Genomic DNA, 22,527 nt, shown 5'->3' on the forward strand with positions numbered 1-22,527 from the left:
TCAACACAAATAACAAAAAGAAAAAAATGAACTCACAACATATAGAAACACAGGCGATTCGAACACAACTTGAACGCTCAAGTTTTTTAGAACATTCCAATCCATTATACCTTACGTCTAGCTTCGTGTTTGAAGATGCAGAAGATATGCGAGCTTCTTTTGCAGAAGAAAAACAACGCAACATTTACAGTCGATTCACAAATCCAAACACGTCGGAATTTGTATCTAAAATATGCAAACTAGAAGGCGCAGAAGACGGACATGCGTTTGCAACAGGAATGTCTGCGGTATTTTCCACATTTGCAGCATTACTAGATAGCGGAGATCATATTGTATCCTCTCGATCTATCTTTGGTTCTACCAATAGTTTATTTACCAAGTTTTTACCAAAATGGAATATCAAAACAAGTTATTTCAAAGTAAATGAAATTGATAAGATAGAATCATTAATTCAACCCAACACAAAAATACTCTATGCGGAATCGCCTACGAACCCAGCAGTTGATATTTTAGATTTAGAAGTACTAGGAAAAATTGCCAAAAAGCACAATCTCATCTTAATAATAGACAATTGTTTTGCAACACCGTATTTACAGCAACCCATAAAGTTTGGTGCCGATTTAGTTATTCATTCCGCTACAAAATTGATTGATGGTCAAGGTCGTGTGTTAGGAGGTGTAACTGTCGGTCGTGCCGATTTAGTTCGAGAAATATATTTGTTTGCAAGAAACACAGGTCCGGCATTATCACCATTCAATGCGTGGGTTTTATCCAAAAGTTTGGAAACTTTAGTCGTTCGTGTAGATCGCCATTGTGAAAATGCATTAAAAGTTGCAGAATTTTTAGAAAATCATTCAAAAGTAAATTGGGTCAAATATCCTTTTTTACCATCGCATCCGCAATATAAAATTGCCAAAAAGCAGATGAAACTTGGAGGAAATGTGGTTTCGTTTGAAATAAAAGGTGGCGTTGATGAAGGAAGAAAATTTCTAAACAGTATAAAAATGTGCTCGTTATCGGCAAACCTGGGAGATGCACGCAGTATTGTAACACATCCAGCATCTACAACACACAGTAAACTATCGGTAGAAGATAGATTGGAAACAAGTATCACAGATGGACTCATTCGTGTATCTGTTGGACTTGAAAATGTAAATGATATTATTGAAGATTTAAACCAAGCGTTAAAGTAATTCACATTTTAGGTCTGAAACTTTAATAATATAACACTTTTTAACTCAAAAAAATGTATGTCTTTCTAAAAAAAAGGAATACATTTGACAAATAACCTATTAAGTCTATAGGGTAATAGTATTTTAATTAAAGTGAAATGATTTTAAATCAAATAGTTAGAAATAAAAGCGATTACAAAACAGATATGAGTTCTGAAAAACCATTACGAAGTTTTGTCAAATCAATCAGTTGGAGAATTATAGGAACCTTAGATACGATTCTTATTTCTTGGTTGATTACAGGAACCTTAAGTATGGCTTTTGCAATTGGATCAATAGAAATGATAACAAAAATGGTCTTATACTTTTTCCATGAAAGAGTATGGAACACTATAAAATGGGGAAAATAAGATGCAAATAGATATTGAAAAAATAAACGAAATACTACGGGACAAAACACCTGTTGAAATAATTTCTTGGGCAATGCAACAAGAAGGAAAAGCAGTTGTGACTACAAATTTTAGACCGTATGAAGGCGCCATTTTACATGCGTGTACGCAAGTCAAGTCTGATATTGATGTTATTTGGTGTGATACAGGATACAACACACCAAACACATACAGACATGCAGAAGACTTAATAAAACTATTAAAATTAAATATTGATTTATATGTGCCCAAACAGACTGCTGCACATAGAGATATAGTATTAGGAATTCCGAATGTCGATGATGAAAAACATAAACTATTTACAGAGCAAGTAAAGTTAGAGCCTTTTAAACGTGCCATGGAATTTCATGCTCCAAAAATTTGGTTTACAAACTTAAGAAAAGGACAAACATCGTTTAGAGATTCTATAGACATTGTATCACTTGGAAACGATGGAGTTTTAAAAGTAAGTCCTTTCTATCATTGGTCAGATGAAGAAATAGATGATTATTTGGAAACGCATCAAATTCCAAACGAATTCACATATTTCGACCCAACAAAAGTATTAGAAAATAGAGAATGCGGATTGCATTCATAAGCGAAAAGACATGAGTACGAAAGTATTACAAACAAACATATTAGAAAGTGAAGCTATTCATATTTTTAGAGAAGTAGTTGCACAATTTGAAAAGCCAGTATTGTTATTTTCTGGAGGAAAAGATTCCATTACGCTTGTAAGATTAGCGCAAAAAGCATTCTTTCCAGCAAAAATTCCATTTCCACTAATGCACATTGATACAGGTCATAACTTTCCTGAAACAATAGCATTTCGTGACAAACTTGTTGAAAAATTAGGACTGCAACTCATTGTGAGAAATGTGCAAGACAATATTGATGCAGGAAAAGTAATAGAAGAAACTGGAAAATACGCAAGTAGAAACATATTGCAAACAGAAACTTTGCTAGATGCCATTGAAGAATTTGGTTTTGATGCTTGTATTGGTGGCGCCAGAAGAGATGAAGAAAAAGCTAGAGCGAAAGAACGTATTTTTTCGGTAAGAGACGATTTTGGACAATGGGATGAAAAAAATCAACGTCCAGAAGTATTTGATATGCTTAACGGAAAGATTAATCTAGGACAAAATGTACGTGTATTTCCAATATCAAACTGGACAGAACTTGATGTGTGGAGTTATATCGAAAAAGAACAAATAGAAATTCCATCTATCTACTTTGCACATACAAGAGCTACTTTTTTAAGAGATGGATTGATTTGGTCTGCAGATGATGAAGTTGTGTACAGAGAAGAAGACGAAGAAATAGAAGAACGCGTCATCAGATTCAGAACTGTTGGAGATATGAGTTGTACGGCAGCTGTACTTTCAAATGCTTACGACATTGCTTCAGTAGTACAAGAAATCAGACAATCTACAATCTCTGAACGTGGTGCACGAATAGATGACAAACGTTCGGAAGCAGCAATGGAAAAAAGAAAACAACAAGGATATTTTTAAAAACCAGCTTTTAGCTATTGGCAGTTAGCCCTTAGCAAACAAATCAAAGAATTAACAAAAAAAGAAGTCAATATAGTAAATACTAAATCCTGACTTTTAAATGAAACACACATATACTAATAGCTAACAGCTAAAACCTAACAGCTAAACAAAAATGGACGTACTAAAAATAGCAACCGCAGGAAGTGTTGATGATGGAAAAAGTACCTTAATCGGTAGAATATTATACGACACACAATCTTTAACAGAAGATAAACTTGAAGCCATAGAAAAAAAGAGCAAGCAAAGAGGATTTGATTATCTCGATTTTTCTCTAGCAACTGACGGATTGGTCGCAGAACGCGAACAAGGAATTACTATAGATGTTGCACATATTTATTTCTCTACAGCAAACAGAAGTTACATCATTGCTGACACACCTGGACACGTAGAATATACAAGAAACATGGTTACTGGAGCGTCAACATCACAAGTAGCCATTATTTTAATTGATGCTAGAAAAGGCGTGATAGAACAAACTTCTCGTCATTTTTACATCAATAACTTATTACGCATAAAAGATATCATTATTGCGGTTAATAAAATGGATTTAGTAGATTTCTCTGAAGAAAAATACAATGCTGTTCAGGAAGAAATTCAAACACTAATCTCAAAAACGACATACAAAGAACAAAATATTACAACGATTCCTGTGAGTGCATTGCAAGGTGATAATGTTGTAGCAAAATCTCAAAACATGCCATGGTATACAGGAAAAACGCTGGTAGAACATTTAGAGCAAATTCAAACACAAAATGTATACGAAGAAGCGCAGACACGTTTTCCTGTGCAAACAGTGATCAGACCAAAAACAACCGATTATCATGATTTTAGAGGATATGCAGGAAAACTATATGGAGGAGATATTTCAGTAGGAGATGAAGTAGCAGTTTTACCTTCTGGGACACAATCAAAAGTGAAACAAATTTATTTCTATGATGAAGAGTTTGACAAAGCGGGAAGAGGAAGTTCGATAACGCTAACATTAGAAGATGATGTTAATGTAAGTAGAGGAGATATGATTGTAAAAGTTGCTGAAAAACCAACGGTTAGCAAAGAATTGCAAGCTACAGTTTGTTGGATGGACAAAAAACCATTAACAGCCAATACAAAATACAGTTTGCAACATGGTGTACACAATGTATTGGCAAAGATAGTAGATGTGAATACAGTAGAAGAAACTAATTTTTCTGGAGTCAAAACACCAATATCTCAACTTCAACTCAATGAAATCGGAAATATTCAGTTGAAACTTAATAAACCCTTGTTTTTTGATAGCTATCAAGAAAATAAACACAATGGCGGATTTATACTAATTGATTTACAAACCAATACAACCGCAGGAGTAGGATTTATTAACTAAAATAAAAACACGATGAATCATTCAACAAAACATACAATTCAATGCATGTCAATGTGTTGCAAAAACATCTTTCTAAGAACAAAAGGAATATGACGTGAAAAACGTATCCATATATGTAATAAAAGTCCTTTTGAAACACCATTCATTAGGACTTTTTTAATACTTGAAAATCAAACAAATGCAAAGCTTTAGAACAGAAATAGAAAACCCGATTGTCGAAAAAGACATCATCGAATTAGAACAAAAAATTCGTCAATTCAAAGAAGGAAAGGTAGACGAAGAAAAATTTAGAAGTCTTCGTTTAGCACGCGGTGTTTATGGTCAACGACAACATGGCGTACAAATGATTCGCATCAAACTTCCATATGGAAAAGTGTCAAGTGCGCAATTGCATAGAATAGCAGATGTAGCCGACGAATACTCAACAGGAAGACTACACATTACAACGCGTCAAGACATACAAATTCATCATGTAAGTTTAGATCGAACACCAGAATTGTGGGCGCAACTTGAAAAAGATGATATCACTTTGAGAGAAGCTTGTGGAAATACCGTGAGAAATATTACAGCAAGTGAAACTGCCGGAATCGACATTGACGAACCATTTGATGTGTCGCCATACGCAGACGCAACATTCAAATTTTTCTTGCGCAATCCAATTTCACAAGAAATGGGTAGAAAATTCAAGATTGCCTTCTCCGCTACAGAAAAAGATACAGCACTCACTTACATTCATGATCTAGGGTTTATAGCAAAAATTGAACATGGAGTTCGTGGTTTTAAAGTATTATTAGGTGGCGGATTAGGCTCTCAACCAAGACATGCAGACGTATTGTATGATTTTTTAGCTTCGGATGAAATCATTCCGTTGATAGAAAGTGTATTGCGAATATTTGATCGTCATGGTGAACGTGCAAAAAGAGGAAAAGCACGCATGAAATTTCTAATCAAAAGTATAGGTTTAGATGCGTTTGTAAAATTGATAGATGCAGAGCGAAAAGCACGCTCTCAAGCAAAAGTTGTCATTGAAACGGAAGACTTTGAAGTTGCGCCAAAATTTCAAGAACATACTTACAACATTAAAACTACTATTGATACAACAAAGTATCAAAAATGGAAAGAAACTAATGTAATTCCTCAAAAACAACAAGGATTATTTGCCATTGGAATTCGTGTGCCTTTGGGCGATTTTTATACAGATAAAGCACGATTACTTGCCAATTTAATCCAAAAATATGCTGCTGATGAATTGCGATTTACCTTGCGTCAAAATATTCTTATTCGTCATGTTAGAGAAGCTTTATTGCCATTTTTCTATCAAGAATTACAAAAACTAGGATTTGCAGCATCTGGTTACAACAAACTAATAGATATTACTGCTTGTCCAGGAACAGATACTTGTAATCTTGGAATTGCTAGCAGTACAGGAATTGCAACAGAATTAGAAAAAGTGATTGCAGCCGAATATCAAGATTTTATCTCAACCAAAGATATTACCATAAAAATAAGTGGTTGTATGAATGCTTGCGGACAACACAATATGGCAGAAATAGGTTTTCAGGGAATGACAATAAAATCAGGGAAACTTATTGCGCCAGCACTACAAATACTACTTGGTGGCGGTATTTTGGGAGATGGAAAAGGTCGTTTTGCAGATAAAGTTTTAAAAATACCAAGCAAACGCGGACCAAAAGCTTTGCGTCAAATTTTGGACGACTTTAAAACAAATGGTCTACCCAAAGAATCCTTTTTGAACTATTATGAACGAAAAGAAAAATCATACTTCTACAACCTATTAAAACCACTATCTGATAGTACTGAACTTCAAGAAAATGACTTTATAGATTGGGGAAATGAAAAACCATATATAAAAGCAGTTGGAATCGGAGAATGTGCAGGCGTTGTAATTGATCTTATTGAAACTCTATTGTTGGAAAGTGAAGAAAAAATAGAAAACGCTACAGCAACATTGCGCCATCAGCAATACAGTGATAGTATTTATCATAGTTACGCAGCCATCGTCAATTCGGCGAAAGCTTTGTTACTCTCGGAACAACAAAAAACAAACTCGCATGCAACAATTATCAATCAATTTGATGAGGTATTTGTCGCCACAAAAAAAATAGAGTTACCTGAGACGTTTGCATCATTTATCTACCAAATACAACAAAATGAACCTACAGAAACCTTTGCTAAAAATTATCTAAGAGATGCTGTTTGGTTTTTACAACAACTTAAAAATTACAGAAAGGAGGCACTTAATCATGTATAAACCAAAACTAACCATATTAGGAGCCGGACCAGGCGACGCGGAACTCATCACAATTAAAGGAGTAAAAGCATTACAAAAAGCCAATGTTGTATTATATGATGCTTTGGTGAACAGAGAATTACTAGAATATGCGTCAAGCGCGAAACATATTTTTGTGGGAAAACGAAAAGGATTCCACAAATACACTCAGGATGAAATCAATGAAATTATTGTAGAAAACGCATATAAATTTGGGCATGTCGTTCGCTTAAAAGGTGGTGATCCATTCATTTTTGGCCGTGGAGCCGAAGAAATAGAATATGCCAAAAGCTATGGGTTAGAAACTGCCGTAATTTCAGGAATCTCATCGGCTATTGCGGTTCCTGCAAACTTAGGAGTGCCATTAACAAAACGTGGTATTTCAGAAAGTTTTTGGGTCATTACAGGAACAACGTCAGCACGAAAACTATCTAAAGATGTTGCCTTAGCAGCACAATCTTCTGCAACGGTAGTAATTCTGATGGGAATGAGTAAGCTCTCAGAAATCGTTACACTATTCAAAATAGAAGGAAAACATAAAACTCCTGTAGGAATCATTCAAAATGGAACTACCGACAACGAAAAATCAGTTTTTGGAACGGTAGATTCTATCATAAAAAAAGTAAAAGATAAAAATATCACAGCGCCTGCAATTATTGTCATTGGAGAAGTTGTGAATGAAGCAACACAACAAATAAGTAATCGTACAGCAATCAATAAAAAAACATTTCCACTACAAAAAGTAATCTAAAATTATGGAAACAAATGAACTATATCCAATCTTCTTAAAAGTATCTCAACTCAATGTTTTAATTGTTGGAGGCGGTAATGTCGGACTAGAAAAATTAAGCTTCTTATTAAAGTCAAGTCCGAATGCAAAAGTAGCGTTGGTCGCACCTTTTATACGAGAAGAAATAAAAATACTAGCAAAAACACATTCAACAGTAACACTCATAAAAGACGTATTTGCAAATGAATATTTAGACGAAAAACATATTGTCATTGCAGCTACAGATGATCAAATGGTTAACCTAAACATATTCTTAGAAGCTAAACGAAGAAGCTTGTTAGTAAACTTGGCAGATCAACCACAATACTGTGATTTCTATTTAGGTGGAATTGTCACAAAAGGGAATGTGAAAATTGCAATATCAACCAATGGAAAATCGCCTACAACAGCAAAACGTTTACGTCAATTTTTTGAACAAGTTATTCCAGAGAATATAAATAATCTTGTGCAAAACTTACACAGGTATCGAAAAACACTCAAAGATGATTTTGAATATAAAGTAGATACACTAAACGAACTTACAGAAACACTATTAGACAAAAAAGAGCAAGTGCATTAAATCTAAATTACGTCATTCTGAATTTGATTCAGAATCATATAAAAAATTTAAATACTCAATACAAATATCTCAATAAAAAACAAAATGATACAAACAGATATACTTATCATAGGTGCAGGACCAACAGGACTTTTTACAGTTTTTGAAGCAGGATTGTTAAAACTAAAAACACACCTTATAGATGCATTACCGCAACCTGGCGGACAATGCGCAGAAATATATCCTAAAAAACCAATCTATGATATTCCCGGTTTTCCAGAAATATTGGCTGGTGATTTAGTAAAAAACTTACTCAAGCAAATAGAATCATTTGAACCAGGATTTACCTTAGGAGAACGAGCAGAAACACTAGAACGTTTAGAAGATGATACGTTTGTAGTAACAACAAACAAAGGAACAAAACATCATGCGCCTGTAGTTGTTATTGCTGGTGGATTGGGCTCTTTTGAACCACGAAAACCACCAATTGCAGCGATTGAAAAATATGAAGATAAAGGTGTTGCATACATCATTCGTGATCCAGAAATATATCGTAATAAAAAAGTAGTCATTGCTGGAGGAGGAGATTCTGCGTTAGATTGGTCTATTTTCCTAGCAAATGTAGCTTCGGAAGTTACCTTAGTACATAGGCGAAATGAATTTCGTGGCGCATTAGATTCAGTTGAAAAAGTACAAGAACTAAAAAATCAGAGAAAAATCAATCTCATAACACCTGCAGAAATTACAAACTTGCATGGAGAAGAAGAACTTTCGGGAGTAACAGTTACTAAAAAAGGAGAAGAACCTATGTTTATAGAAGCAGATCATTTTATTCCATTATTCGGACTTTCTCCTAAATTAGGTCCTATAGGAAACTGGGGATTAGAAATTGAAAAAAACGCAATAAAAGTTGATAATTCCTATGATTATCAAACAAATATTCCTGGTGTATATGCTATTGGAGATGTAAATACTTATAAAGGAAAACTAAAACTCATTCTCTCAGGATTTCACGAAGCTGCAATCATGTGTCAAAGTGCTTATCAAAGGCTTAATCCTGGAAAGAAATATGTAATGAAGTATACGACTGTTTCAGGAGTAGAAGGATTTGATGGTTCTAAAAAAGAAGCAAAAAAAGAAACCGTTCAAACTATATACTAACAGTAAAAAGCTCAAAATCTCATGTCAGATATAACAATATATATTAAAGATAGAGAAGGTACTAAACATACATTGCAGGCGCCAACGGATATGGCAATGAATCTCATGGAAATATGTAAAGCGTATGAATTGCCAATAGAAGGAACTTGTGGCGGAATGGCAATGTGTGCTTCATGTCAATGCTATATATTATCTAATCATGAATTACCAGAAATGGGTATTGATGAAGATATGATGCTGGCAGAAACATTTCATGTAAAAGAAAATAGTCGCTTAGGATGTCAAATTCCAATTACTCAAAATTTGAATGAATTGTATATAGAATTAGCTCCTGAGGTGTAAATTACAATAGTATAAAAGGTGCGTTTTGAATGTTTATGTGGGTATTTATATACTACGCCAATAGAAATTAAAGAGAAGTGTATTGTATTATCGAAGTTTAGAAGAAGTGTATCATACTGAGCGGAGTCGAAGTGTTAAGTAAGGTACTCCCGTAATTTACATAAAACAAATATGGGTAACTTATTGATTATTAATCTTAAAAAAGGTAATCATGAAAAAAAAGAATTTAAAAAGTCTATCACTCAACAGAAAAACAATCTCTAATCTTGATGCAGCTAAAAATAAAGGAGGAAATACAACAAATTCAGTACGAGTTTGCATTCGCACATTTGTTGATGCAAACGGAGTAAACATTTGCTTACCAACTGTTGAATGTCCTCGAACAGAACAAAAAAATTGTGTAAGCGTTTTTATCGATTGTATTACACAGACAGAATTTCCAACATGTAGGAATTGTGAATAATAATCTAAAAAGTAATAAGTAAGCAATTAAAAAACACAAATAGAATTTATACAAAAAATACTATAATACTCTAGTTGTTACAAAGGTAATTTGCATAAAAATAGCGAACTAATGTTCGCTATTTTTATGTGCTTAATTCTTGATTAATGAATAGTTGAATTAAGGTTTTGCTGAAATAAACATGTGTTTATGAGAAAAGATCTCATAAAATAGGACATGTACATGCGGTTTTTCGTAATAGCTTTATAAATAAGGAGATAGAGTTTGTTTTCAATTTAAAAAAACGACGTCGGTTTCGATGAAATAATTAAAAAGAACGACGAAATGCAGATTTCTAAAGTTAAGTGAAAAGATATATTTTTTAATTTTAATAAACCAAATAGCCCTAATACCCGAACCCAAAATCTACCAACCTATGAAGTTCCCCTTATGGACAACACTCTTAGTTGCGTGCTTATTTTATATTGATGTATCTGCACAATGTAATGGAATTAACAGAATTCAATGCTCTACAGCAGCTCCTACAGTTGTAGGAAATAGTATCAGTTGTACACCGCCAGCCAACAATGGAGGACGGCGAAATTTTGAAGTAACAAATATGATCGCCGGAGCTACTTACAGGCTCTCTAACTGTGGATCAGGTTTTGATACACAAATGACAGTGCGTGATGAGGTAGGAAATTTTGTCGCTTTTAATGACGATAACGGGCCTGCGTGTAATACCACCGAAGCATCTATTGATTTCACTCCAACTACATCAGGAGATTACAGAATTCATTTAAACAGATATAATTGTGCTACCGCAAACAACCTAAATGGAGATATTGTGGTAACATTATTGACCGCTGCTCCAGCCGGACCAGTAAACGATGATTGTACAAACGCAACTTCACTAAGTGTAAGTCCAACAAGTACATGTGTAACACTAACTTCTGGAGACACTTCTACAGCAACGCAAAGTATTGCAGCTATAAATTGTAATGGATTTACAGGGAATGCAGATGATGATGTTTGGTATAGTTTTGTAGCAACAGCAACAGATCATGATATCACAGTAAGACCAGGAACTCTTGATGACTTAGTAGTAGACTTACGATCAGGAGCGTGCGACGCAACCACTATTGATTGTGCAGATGCAACAACGGGAAGTAATGATGAAGTCATCAATGCTAATAGTTTAACAATAGGAAACACATATTATGTACGTGTATATAGTTATGGTGGTGGTGGAGATACTGGTACATTTGATATTTGTGTTACAACACCAGTTACAGTTCCATCAAATGATGATTGCGCCAATGCTATTTCTTTAGGCGTAAGTCCTACGACAATATGTACGACAAGCACAACGGGAACTACAGTAAACGCAACGCAAAGCATAGCTGCAATAAACTGTAGCGGAACAACAGGAAATGCAGATGATGATGTTTGGTATAGTTTTGTAGCAACTGCAGCAGATCACGATATCACAGTGACACCAGGAACTATAAGAAATGTAGTAATTGATTTGCGATCTGGAGCATGTAATGGAACCAATATTGATTGTGCTGACGACACAGGAGGTGCAAATGCAGAAGTAATCAATGCAACAGGTTTAACAATAGGAAACACATATTATGTACGTGTATACAGCAGAGGAAATGCAACAAGAGCTGGTACATTTGATATCTGTGTAACAACACCAGCTACCAGTCCTTCAAATGACGATTGCGCCAATGCTATTTCGCTAGGTGTAAGTCCCAACAATACATGTATTACAGGTGTGACAGGAACAACAGCGAATGCTACACAAAGTATAGCGGCAGTCAATTGTGGCGGTTTTACGGGAAATGCGGATGATGATGTATGGTATAGCTTTACTGCAACAGCAACTAGTCATGATATTACAGCGACAGCAGGAACTATAAGCGATATTGTGTTAGACTTACGTTCTGGTGCTTGTAATGGAGCTAATATTGTTTGTTCAGATGGGACAACAGGAGCTGGAACTGAAATAATAAACGCAACAGGTTTAACTATCGGAACCACATATTATGTACGTGTCTATAGTTACGGAAATTCAGGAAATGCTGGTACATTTGATATTTGTGTAACAACACCTACTGTTGTTTCAGGACCATGCCAGCCCACAACTGATACTCCAGGGACAATGTATATTGATGAAGTTGCTTTCTTAGGAACCTTAGAAGATGTAACCAATACAGGAACAGGATTTAGTACAGGATATCAAGATTTTACGGGTTTACCAACCTTAGCAAGACAAGTAGAAGGAGAAGGAATAAATGTATACCTAGAAGCTCCTTTTAGATGTACATGGAAAGCTTGGGTAGACTGGAATCAAGATGATGTATTTGATGAAACAACAGAAGAAGTATATAACTCTAACTTTATCTCAACAACGACAACTACTTTTGGTTTTGTAATTCCACTAGGAACTGCCGCTGGAGACTACAGAATACGCGTAAGAAACTATACTGGTTTTGATTATTCAATATCAGATTATAATAACTCTTATGATTTTAATCCATGTGAAGATTTTAATGACACAGGATTTACAATTGATGAACTAGGAGAAGCAGAGGATTACTTATTCACGGTTGAACCGTTCTGTGATGCAATTATTGATACAATCACTGAAGGAGAAACTTGTGGTACAGGAACAGTAAACTTATCTGTAACTGCCACAGGAACTCCAGCAATCACTGAATATCGATGGTATGATGCGGAAACAGGAGGAAGCTTAGTTGCAACAACATTAACAGGAAACTGGACAACACCATCCATATCAACAACAACAACATATTATGTTACCGCATACAATGGACTTTGTGAATCTTGGGTAAGAGAACCTGTCGTAGCAAGGTTTAATCCAGTTCCGACAATCAATATTACACCAGACATTACAAACAGAGTTGTTTGTGGAGAAAATGATATGTTAGAAATCACTGTTTCTGGAGATGTTGAAGATGTTTTCTTAATAGATGAAGATTTTGAATCAGGAGGCTTAGGAGTATTTAGTAACATTATTCTAAATGATAACGGAGCTGCCATAAATGCACGTTCTTCATGGCAAAATCAAACAAGTACATTTGTGCCAGCTGAAGAAGTTTGGTTTCCAGCTATTTCTTCAGGATTTGGAAATGATCAATTTGTAATCTGTAACTCTGATGTTGGAGCAGATGGCTCAGGAACATCATATATAACGCACAATGCTTTACAATCTACAACAGCATATGATACTACAGATTATGTGAATCTTACCTTAAGTTTTGACTGTTATTATTCTCATTACTTAGAAGATGGTGTTGGTGGAGCAGACGATTACTTCACCGTAGAAGTCTCTACAGATGGTACGGCTTGGACAGCATTAACGACTGATATTATTGCCGATGTAGGAATCGGAACAAAATTTGATAATCTATCATATAATTTAACGGCTTACATAAACCAACCAACGGTGAGCGTCCGAATTCGCTTCTTCGCAGAATGGTCAGATGGTATTGCCGTAGATAATATAAAACTATTTGGAGACAAAGATGTTACTGCTGTAGATTGGACAACAACACCAGCTGGAATTATTGACTTATACATAGATACCAATAATGACTCAATTGGAGATACAGCCTATGTATCAGGAAGCTATGAAACGGTATATGCAATGCCAACACTAGCACAATTAGAGGAAGCAAACTATTCATTCACTATTGATGCCAATCTAGCGAATGGTTGTGGAGCTGTAAGTACGAACTTTAATGTAACAAACAATACAAGAATATTTGATAGCGCAGCAGATGCTTGGGGAACAGCCGCAAACTGGTCACAAGGAATCGTGCCTACATCAAACGATTGTGTGATAATAAAAGACAACGGTATTCCTATAGATACAAGAGCAACGACTGATGCCCTAGCAAGAAATATCACTGTAAAAAATGGTGGATATTTAGAACTGGCTACAGGTTCGTCTCTAACAGTAACTGACTGGATTAATGTTGAAGCTGGCGGAACACTTCATATGCAAGATGGAGCAAATCTAATTCAAGTAACAGATGTAGTGACCAATAACAATATAGGAAGTATCAATATGAACCGTACAGCTGTAGGTATAAATGCATTCGACTATGTATACTGGTCATCAGCAGTAGAAAATTTTGATGTTGGAGATGTTTCTCCAGGCACCTCTCCTGGTGTGATCTTTCAATGGACACCAACAGTTGTAGGAAATGGTGCAGGAAACTATGGAGAATGGCAAAATGCCTCAGGAACTATGGGTATTGGAAACGGATACATCATACGAGGTATATCTGGAACGAGTATTGCCAATACAGCAGAATTTGAAGGACGTCCAAACAATGGAATCATAAATACAGCAGTAAGTAGAGGTAGTTATACAGGAGCTGACTATCCTGGAGGAGGAAACACAATTGCTACTGCCTTAGATGATAACTGGAATCTAGTAGGAAACCCATATCCTTCAGCAATCTCTGCAGATGCTTTCATTGCAGCAAATGCTTCTGTTATCACAGATGATATCAGTCCATCAACGATTACAGGAACGGTATATTTATGGAGACATTTAAGTGCGCCAAGTGATGCGTATGCAGATCCTTTCTACAATGGTTACCAATACAATTACAATGAAAATGATTACATTCAATATAACAGTACAGGATCAAACCCAGTTGGATTCAATGGAAACATTGCGGCAGGCCAAGCGTTCTTTGTATTAATGGATGATGCAGCACCAGCATCGACAACCATTCAATTCAATAATTCAATGCGTGGAGTTGCTTTTACAAACGATCAATTCTACAGACCTAGCGGTGATGATGATGGCGGCGGACTTATTCAAAATCCAAATGAAAGCCAAGCACAAGCTGAAAATGAAGACAATCAAGACGTTCAAAGTACAACAATAGAAAAACACAGAATTTGGTTAGACATTATTGCGTCTGATAATACAGCAGCATCGACACTAATCGGATACATTTCTGGAGCTTCTAATGCTAGAGATAGACTATTTGACGGTAACAACCTAAGTGATGCACCAACACACATGTATTCACTCATCAATGATGAAAAAATGGCAATTCAGGGTAGAGCAGTGCCTTTCCATGATTCAGATGAAGTTCCACTTGGTGTTAAAATCGATCAAACAGGTAACTATACAATAGCAATCAATGCGCTTGATGGTTTATTTGAAACTACAAATCAAAATATATATCTAGAAGATTTATACACAAATACAATACATGATTTGCGAATCACTCCATACAGTTTCTACTCTGAAAATGGAGAGTACGAAGATCGCTTTATATTGAGATACAATTCTAGAGGAAGCGGTACTTTAAATGTTGACGAATTCAACTCAAATTCAGGAATAGTGATCACAACTGCTAAAGATCAAATAAAAGTACATGCATACAGTAGCCAAATAGATGATATTACGATCTATGATATTCTTGGAAAACGATTAATTGATCGTAAAAATATCAATGAAGAAATATACGATATCACAAATCTAAGAGCTACTAACAGTACACTTATTATAAAAGTTGTACTCGAAAACGGGAAACAAAAAATTCAAAAAATCATATACTAATAGTAAAATAAGCCTAAAAACCGACAAAAAGCACTCTTCGTTCTATTTCATGAAGAGTGCTTTTTTTATTTCAATAAACAATTTGTCAGAAATTATCTAAAATCCAAAACACATAGAAATACGGGTTGCTAATTCCAAAAGCATCACTTACTTTTATGCAAAACCAAAATAAGTATGTTACGAAATACCATAAAAGAACTTTCTACAAAAATTCTCAACAATCAATCAGATTTTGATACCATAAAAAATACGATTGATGAAATTCACAAACATTACTTAGAAACAACCAACATTGGTGAATTGGAGAAATCAATGCAGCATTTGGCAGCTGTGCCAACGGCAAGTGGAATGGCATTATCACTCAACCATGCAGCAGCATGCTTACTAGATTACAAAAGAACAGCGAAATTCTTAGATGCTATGGTATCGCTCATTCGTAAAAAACAACAAGAACATCCAAACGAAATCATCAACATATTCTATGCTGGTTGCGGACCTTACGCACCATTTATAACCTTAGTAACGCCACTATTTGAAGCTTCAGAAGTACAATTCTCAATACTAGAAATCAACGCGTCTTCTATGCAAATGGCAGAAAAACTCATCAAAGAATTACAGCTAACGGATTATGTGGCTGCTTACCATACTTCTGATGCTGTTACCTTTCAAATTCCTGATGCAAAAAAATATCACATTCTATTCAGTGAAACCTTAGATGCCTTACTCTACAGAGAATCATATGTGCCAATTCTTTGGAATATGCTACCACAACTCTCAGAAAATTGTGCAATCATTCCAAACAATGTTATCATACAAGCAAGTCTAACATATCCGAAACAAGAAGGTGAAGACGTAAAAAAAGAAAAAGAAATAGCTGTCATCTTAGACGTTCGAGAAAAAGTGAAAAACAGTGATGGAAATACAGCATTGCCAGAAAAATTCGAACCTATCACAATCAATCTAGCTGGCGATGAAAAATACAGTACAATGATTGTCGATACCAAAGTACACATACAAGACGACATTTGGCTCAACAGAAACGAATCGTCCTTAAGTCTTCCACTAGAAATGGAAATCGCTTATCCATTAGATGCGCCAAACGTTACCTTTTTCTACGAACTCAAACCATCTGTCGAACTCAAACTAAAAAATTAAACGTCAGATCGAGTGGCAAATCTTCGCTTTATTGTATTAAGAACAACTCTGAATTCAGGACTTTACAAGTTAAAGACATGCAAGTTCAGTAGGTTTCTCATAACATGTAATTTAAAATTAAAAAGCCAAAACTCATAACGAAAACGTTATCGCTTAAAAATCATCACAAAATACTTGCATCTTCCTTTTCTATGCCGTTAATTTGTAGAAAATAGTTCATACCTATACTGTCGTTATCAAGAAAGGCTGAGGGAATAGACCCGATGACGCCTTAGCAACCCTTTACACATAAAGAAGGTGCTACATTCTACTGCGCAAGCGGATAGATAACAAAAAGAAAATCTCATCATTTCCTTACACTTTTTTGATAACAATAACTTGGGCGTTACCCTTACGGGGCAGGCTATTCGCTATATCTTCCGATCAAGTCGGAAGGATGTCGCTACTATCCTTAACGCAGAAAGTCAACTACTTTTGGAAAAGCCCAAGAAGCATTGAACGGAAACAATTAAAAACATTTCGACACAAGTATCGGAGTATGTAAATCTCGATTATCGAGAAAAAAGTAGAAAAAAAGCAAAAAAAGGAACACATGAAGAATATCTGGAACGAAATAGAAAAAAGAATCCTAGTCTTAGATGGTGCAATGGGAACCATGCTGCAAGCATATAAATTTACAGAAGAAGATTTCCGTGGCGAACGTTTCAAGGACTTTCAAGTGCCGCTTCAAGGAAATAACGATTTACTATCTATCACACAACCACATGCCATCAAAGAAGTACATGCAAAATACTTTGCTGCTGGTGCTGATATTGTAGAAACAAATACATTCTCTGGAACAACAATTGCCATGGCAGATTACGAAATGGAAGACTTAGTATATGAACTCAACTTCGAATCTGCAAAAATAGCCAAAGAAGTTGCAGACGAATTCACGGCAAAAGAACCGCACAAACCAAGATTTGTAGCAGGTTCTATCGGACCAACCAACAAAACTGCAAGCATGTCGCCAGATGTAAACGATCCAGGATATCGCGCAGTAACCTTCGACGAATTACGTATTGCATACAAACTACAAGTAGAAGCTTTAATTGATGGTGGTGTAGATATCTTATTAGTAGAAACCGTATTCGATACTTTAAATGCAAAAGCTGCATTATTCGCTATCGAAGAAGTAAAAGCTGAAAGAAATATAGAAATGCCTACAATGTTAAGTGGAACCATAACAGATGCCAGTGGTCGTACATTATCCGGACAAACAGCAGAAGCATTTCTAATCTCCGTATCGCACATTCCATTACTCTCAGTAGGATTCAACTGTGCATTAGGAGCAAATCTATTACAACCACATTTAGAAGCCATTGCCAACAAAACAGACTTTGCAGTTTCGGCGCATCCAAATGCAGGATTACCAAATGCTTTTGGAGAATACGACGAATCTCCAGAAGAAATGGCTGCGCAAATAGAAGAATATCTAAAAAAGAATCTCATAAACATTATTGGAGGTTGCTGCGGTACAACACCAAGTCACATAAGCGCTATTGCTGAAGTAGCAGCAAAATACCAACCACGTCAAGTAGTTGTAAACGCATAAGGAAAAAAGAAAAAGGAACGAAGTGCACTGAGGTTGTCAAAGTGTAATCGAAACGAAAAGAGGATAAGAAATGAAGAATCCAGAAGAAGCCAATATCAAAAATCAAAAAACCAAACAAACAAAGTTTATGCGACTTTCAGGTTTAGAACCATTGATTCTAAACGAAAATAGCAACTTTATAAACGTTGGAGAACGTACTAATGTAGCAGGTTCACGTAAATTTCTGCGATTGGTGAAGCAGGAAAAATTTGATGAAGCCTTGGCTATTGCCAGACATCAAGTTGATGGTGGCGCACAAATCATCGATATCAATATGGACGATGGTTTAATTGACGGAAAAGAAGCAATGGTAAAGTTTTTAAACCTTATCGCTGCCGAACCAGATATTTGTCGTGTGCCTATTATGATTGATAGCTCCAAGTGGGATATTATAGAAGCAGGACTGCAAGTAGTACAAGGAAAATGTGTTGTAAATTCAATATCACTCAAAGAAGGAGAAGAAAAATTCATTTGGGAAGCTACGCAAATCAAACGGTATGGAGCCGCAGTAATTGTGATGGCTTTTGATGAGGTTGGACAAGCAGATAATTATGAACGCCGACTAGAAATTGTAGCGCGTTCCTATGATGTATTAGTTAATAAAGTAGGCTTTCCAGAAGAAGATATTATCTTCGATTTAAATATATTTCCTGTCGCGACAGGAATGGAAGAACACCGTAAAAATGCTATCGATTTTATAGAAGCGACACGTTGGACCCGTGAAACATATCCAAACGTAAGTGTAAGTGGTGGAGTGAGTAATGTATCATTCTCTTTTAGAGGAAACAATGTGGTGCGTGAAGCAATGCATTCTGTGTTTTTGTACCATGCCATTCAAGCTGGAATGAACATGGGAATCGTGAATCCTACCATGTTAGAAGTCTATGACGATATTCCTAAAAACCTACTAGAACACGTAGAAGATGTAATTCTTGATCGTAGAGATGATGCAACAGAACGACTATTAGACTTAGCAGAATCTTTCAAAGGAGTCAAAAAAGCAGATACAGAAACGGTTCAAGAATGGCGTAGTTACGAATTACAAGATCGTATCACACATTCACTTGTAAAAGGAATTGACAAATACATCGTAGAAGATGTAGAAGAAGCACGTCAGGTAGCAGAAAAACCTATCGAAGTCATAGAAGGAAATCTAATGATTGGAATGAATGTCGTGGGAGATTTATTCGGTTCTGGGAAAATGTTCTTGCCGCAAGTGGTAAAATCGGCACGTGTTATGAAAAAAGCTGTTGCCTATTTACAACCGTTCATCGAAGCAGAAAAAGGAGCACAGCAACAAGCTATTGGAAAAGTATTAATGGCAACCGTAAAAGGCGATGTGCATGATATTGGAAAAAATATTGTAAGTGTAGTCTTAGGTTGTAATAATTACGAAATTGTAGATTTAGGTGTTATGGTGCCACCTGAAAAAATCATAGAAACTGCAAAGGCAGAAAATGTAGATGTCATCGGATTATCTGGTCTAATTACGCCTTCGCTAGATGAAATGGTGTATTTAGCCAAAGAAATGGAACGTCAAAACTTAAAAATTCCATTACTGATTGGTGGCGCAACAACTTCCAAAGCGCATACAGCTGTAAAAATTGATCCAGAATACAAAAACGCAGTTGTACATGTTAACGATGCATCAAGAGCAGTAACAGTTGTTGGGGATTTATTAAACAAGAAAAAATCAAAAACCTATCGAGAACAACTCAAAAAGGATTACGATCAATTCCGTGAAAAGTTTCTAAAACGTAAAAAAGCAAAATCATACATTTCTTTAGAAACAGCCAGAGCCAAAAAATATAAAATAGATTGGGAAACCAGTACTATTACAAAACCAAAAGAACTCGGAATTCAAAAACTCACACAGTTAAGTTTAAAAGAATTAGTTCCATATATCGATTGGAGTCCATTTTTCCGTTCGTGGGATTTGCACGGGCGTTTTCCGGCAATCTTAACAGATGATGTGGTAGGAGAGCAAGCAACACAATTGTATGATGATGCAACAAAAATGATCCAAGAAATCATCTCCAAACAATCGTTAAAAGCCAAAGGAATTTTTGGACTGTTTGAAGCAAATACTATCAATGATGACGATATCTCAATTCAGAAAAAAGGAAAAGAAATTGCCGTATTCAGAACACTTCGTCAGCAATTAGAAAAGCGTGCTGAAGTTCCCAACATCGCTTTAGCAGACTTTATTGCACCAAAAGAAACAGGGAGAACCGATTATATGGGCGCGTTTTGTACCGCTATTTTTGGAGCGGACGAGTTGGCAAATAGTTACAAAGAACAAAATGACGATTACAACGCTATTATGGCGCAAGCTATTGCCGATCGTTTTGCAGAAGCATTTGCAGAATACATGCACAAACAAGTACGTACAAAACATTGGGGTTATGCAGCTAATGAAGATTTGACTAATGAAGAACTCATCAAAGAAACCTATAAAGGAATTCGCCCTGCGCCAGGATATCCAGCATGTCCAGATCATTTGGAGAAAGAAACCATTTGGGAATTACTAGATGTAGAAAAAGTAATTGGAGTTTCGTTAACGGAAAGCTTAGCCATGTGGCCAGCAGCAGCCGTTTCAGGATATTATTTTGGTAATGAAGAAGCGAAATACTTTGGACTTGGAAAAATAAAGAACGATCAAGTAGAAGATTTTGCCAAAAGAAAAGGAATTACCATTGAAAAAGCTCAAAAGTGGTTGCATCCTACGTTGGCAGATTAATGTGTTGCAACTGTAGTTTGAAATTGCGTTAGTGATAGTAGTGACATCCTTTTAACGTCAGTTCGAGTGAATTTGTGTTGAGCTAAAGCAAATCACAAATTTGTATCGAGAACAAGGTAAAAGATATAACGAATAGCACGACCCTTGTGGGAACGCTCTAATCAAATTAAGAATTAAAAATGATACATGTTGAATAAACAAATCGACAAAAGACAGATAAAAAAATAGAGAAAGAAAATACAAAAACAAAGATTCTCGTTTTCACGGGAATGAAACCTAAAGGATTAAATGAAAGTAACAGAACATATTGCAAAATCGGAAGGGAAAACATTATTTTCATTCGAAATATTACCACCATTAAAAGGACAAGATATAAAATCGATATTTGATAATATTGATCCATTAATGGACTATAAACCACCATTTATAGATGTAACATATCACCGAGAAGAATATACGTTTAAAGAATTGGAGAATGGATTGTTGAAGAAGCAAGTGGTAAAAAAACGACCAGGAACTGTTGGAATTTGCGCTGCGATTCAAAACAGATATCAAGTAGATGCGATTCCTCATATTTTGTGTGGTGGATTTACCAAAGAAGACACTGAAAATTTCTTAATTGATTTAGATTTCTTGGGAATTGACAATGTGGTTGCTTTACGTGGTGATGCCGTAAAAAGTGAAACATATTTTAAGGCTGAAAAAGAAGGACACCGGTACGCTTCAGAATTGGTAAGTCAGATACAAGACTTAAACAACGGAAAGTATTTGGATGAAGAATTACAAAACTCGTCAAAAACTGATTTCTGTATTGGTGTAGCTGGTTATCCTGAAAAACACATGGAAGCACCAAGTTTAGACTCTGATATTCATTTCTTAAAGAAAAAGATAAAAGCTGGAGCAGAATATATTGTAACACAGATGTTTTTTGACAATCAAAAATATTTTGAGTTTGTTGAAAAATGTAGAAACGAAGGAATTACCGTGCCTATCATTCCAGGATTAAAGCCTATTGCCACCAGAAAGCAGTTGAACTTAATTCCGCATCGTTTTAAAGTAGATTTACCAGACGATTTAATTATGGGTGTAGTTCGTTGTAAAGACAACAAAGCTGTGCGTAAAGTAGGAATTGAATGGTGTATACAACAAAGCAAGGAATTGGTAGCGGCTGGCGTACCTATATTACATTATTATTCTATGGGAAGATCGAGCAATATCAACGCAATTGCCAAAGCTATATTCTAAATATTATGAACTACAAGAAAGAACAAGAGAGGAAATAAATTCCTCTCTTTTGCTA

At 35.5% G+C, this 22,527-nt stretch carries 16 protein-coding genes and 1 riboswitch; all 16 genes read left to right on the plus strand.

Going from position 1 to position 22,527, the window contains the following annotated elements:
* The first annotated feature begins 26 nt into the window (after positions 1 to 26).
* Entirely contained in the window at positions 27 to 1,193 is a 1,167-nt protein-coding gene (locus ACOQOS_RS18735) for a trans-sulfuration enzyme family protein (protein WP_420572002.1), read from the plus strand.
* A 137-nt stretch (positions 1,194 to 1,330) separates the two neighbouring features.
* Complete coding sequence (locus ACOQOS_RS18740) at positions 1,331 to 1,582, plus strand: DUF2061 domain-containing protein (RefSeq protein ID WP_420572003.1); 252 nt, start codon at positions 1,331 to 1,333, stop codon at positions 1,580 to 1,582.
* A gap of 1 nt (position 1,583) precedes the next feature.
* Positions 1,584 to 2,198 (plus strand): phosphoadenosine phosphosulfate reductase family protein, encoded by a 615-nt coding sequence (locus ACOQOS_RS18745; RefSeq protein WP_420572004.1) that lies wholly within the window; start codon positions 1,584 to 1,586, stop codon positions 2,196 to 2,198.
* Positions 2,199 to 2,208: 10 nt separating this feature from the next.
* Positions 2,209 to 3,114, plus strand: coding sequence for a sulfate adenylyltransferase subunit CysD (gene cysD / locus ACOQOS_RS18750; protein ID WP_420572005.1), 906 nt, complete (start codon positions 2,209 to 2,211; stop codon positions 3,112 to 3,114).
* A gap of 154 nt (positions 3,115 to 3,268) precedes the next feature.
* Positions 3,269 to 4,516 carry a sulfate adenylyltransferase subunit 1 gene (locus ACOQOS_RS18755; protein WP_420572006.1) on the plus strand — a complete coding sequence of 416 codons (1,248 nt, stop codon included), beginning with the start codon at positions 3,269 to 3,271 and terminating at the stop codon, positions 4,514 to 4,516.
* Between the two features lie 178 nt (positions 4,517 to 4,694).
* Positions 4,695 to 6,788 carry a HEPN domain-containing protein gene (locus ACOQOS_RS18760; RefSeq protein ID WP_420572007.1) on the plus strand — a complete coding sequence of 698 codons (2,094 nt, stop codon included), beginning with the start codon at positions 4,695 to 4,697 and terminating at the stop codon, positions 6,786 to 6,788.
* On the plus strand, positions 6,781 to 7,557 hold the full coding sequence (gene cobA, locus ACOQOS_RS18765) for a uroporphyrinogen-III C-methyltransferase (RefSeq protein ID WP_420572008.1): 777 nt from the start codon (positions 6,781 to 6,783) through the stop codon (positions 7,555 to 7,557). The genes ACOQOS_RS18760 and cobA overlap by 8 nt, the downstream gene beginning before the upstream one ends.
* Before the next feature lie 4 nt (positions 7,558 to 7,561).
* Entirely contained in the window at positions 7,562 to 8,155 is a 594-nt protein-coding gene (locus ACOQOS_RS18770) for a precorrin-2 dehydrogenase/sirohydrochlorin ferrochelatase family protein (protein ID WP_420572009.1), read from the plus strand.
* 84 nt (positions 8,156 to 8,239) lie between these two features.
* Positions 8,240 to 9,295: an NAD(P)/FAD-dependent oxidoreductase gene (locus ACOQOS_RS18775; RefSeq protein WP_420572010.1), complete on the plus strand. Its 1,056-nt coding sequence runs from the start codon at positions 8,240 to 8,242 to the stop codon at positions 9,293 to 9,295.
* Positions 9,296 to 9,316: 21 nt separating this feature from the next.
* The gene (locus ACOQOS_RS18780) at positions 9,317 to 9,637 is read left to right on the plus strand and encodes a 2Fe-2S iron-sulfur cluster-binding protein (RefSeq protein WP_420572011.1); all 321 of its coding nucleotides are present in this window, start codon (positions 9,317 to 9,319) and stop codon (positions 9,635 to 9,637) included.
* A 211-nt stretch (positions 9,638 to 9,848) separates the two neighbouring features.
* A complete protein-coding gene (locus ACOQOS_RS18785) occupies positions 9,849 to 10,100 on the plus strand; it encodes a hypothetical protein (RefSeq protein ID WP_420572012.1) in 252 nt (83 codons plus the stop codon).
* 415 nt (positions 10,101 to 10,515) lie between these two features.
* Positions 10,516 to 15,699, plus strand: coding sequence for a GEVED domain-containing protein (locus tag ACOQOS_RS18790; protein ID WP_420572013.1), 5,184 nt, complete (start codon positions 10,516 to 10,518; stop codon positions 15,697 to 15,699).
* Positions 15,700 to 15,873: 174 nt separating this feature from the next.
* Positions 15,874 to 16,854 carry a phytanoyl-CoA dioxygenase gene (locus ACOQOS_RS18795; RefSeq protein WP_420572014.1) on the plus strand — a complete coding sequence of 327 codons (981 nt, stop codon included), beginning with the start codon at positions 15,874 to 15,876 and terminating at the stop codon, positions 16,852 to 16,854.
* A 230-nt stretch (positions 16,855 to 17,084) separates the two neighbouring features.
* A riboswitch (SAM riboswitch) is annotated at positions 17,085 to 17,187 on the plus strand.
* 259 nt (positions 17,188 to 17,446) lie between these two features.
* A complete protein-coding gene (locus ACOQOS_RS18800; RefSeq protein WP_420572015.1) occupies positions 17,447 to 18,448 on the plus strand; it encodes a homocysteine S-methyltransferase family protein in 1,002 nt (333 codons plus the stop codon).
* 70 nt (positions 18,449 to 18,518) lie between these two features.
* Positions 18,519 to 21,227 carry a methionine synthase gene (gene metH / locus ACOQOS_RS18805; RefSeq protein WP_420572016.1) on the plus strand — a complete coding sequence of 903 codons (2,709 nt, stop codon included), beginning with the start codon at positions 18,519 to 18,521 and terminating at the stop codon, positions 21,225 to 21,227.
* Between the two features lie 288 nt (positions 21,228 to 21,515).
* Positions 21,516 to 22,472: a methylenetetrahydrofolate reductase [NAD(P)H] gene (gene metF / locus ACOQOS_RS18810; RefSeq protein ID WP_420572017.1), complete on the plus strand. Its 957-nt coding sequence runs from the start codon at positions 21,516 to 21,518 to the stop codon at positions 22,470 to 22,472.
* The last annotated feature ends 55 nt before the right edge of the window (positions 22,473 to 22,527 follow it).

Source organism: Kordia sp., assembly GCF_965224175.1.
Classification (GTDB): domain Bacteria; phylum Bacteroidota; class Bacteroidia; order Flavobacteriales; family Flavobacteriaceae; genus Kordia.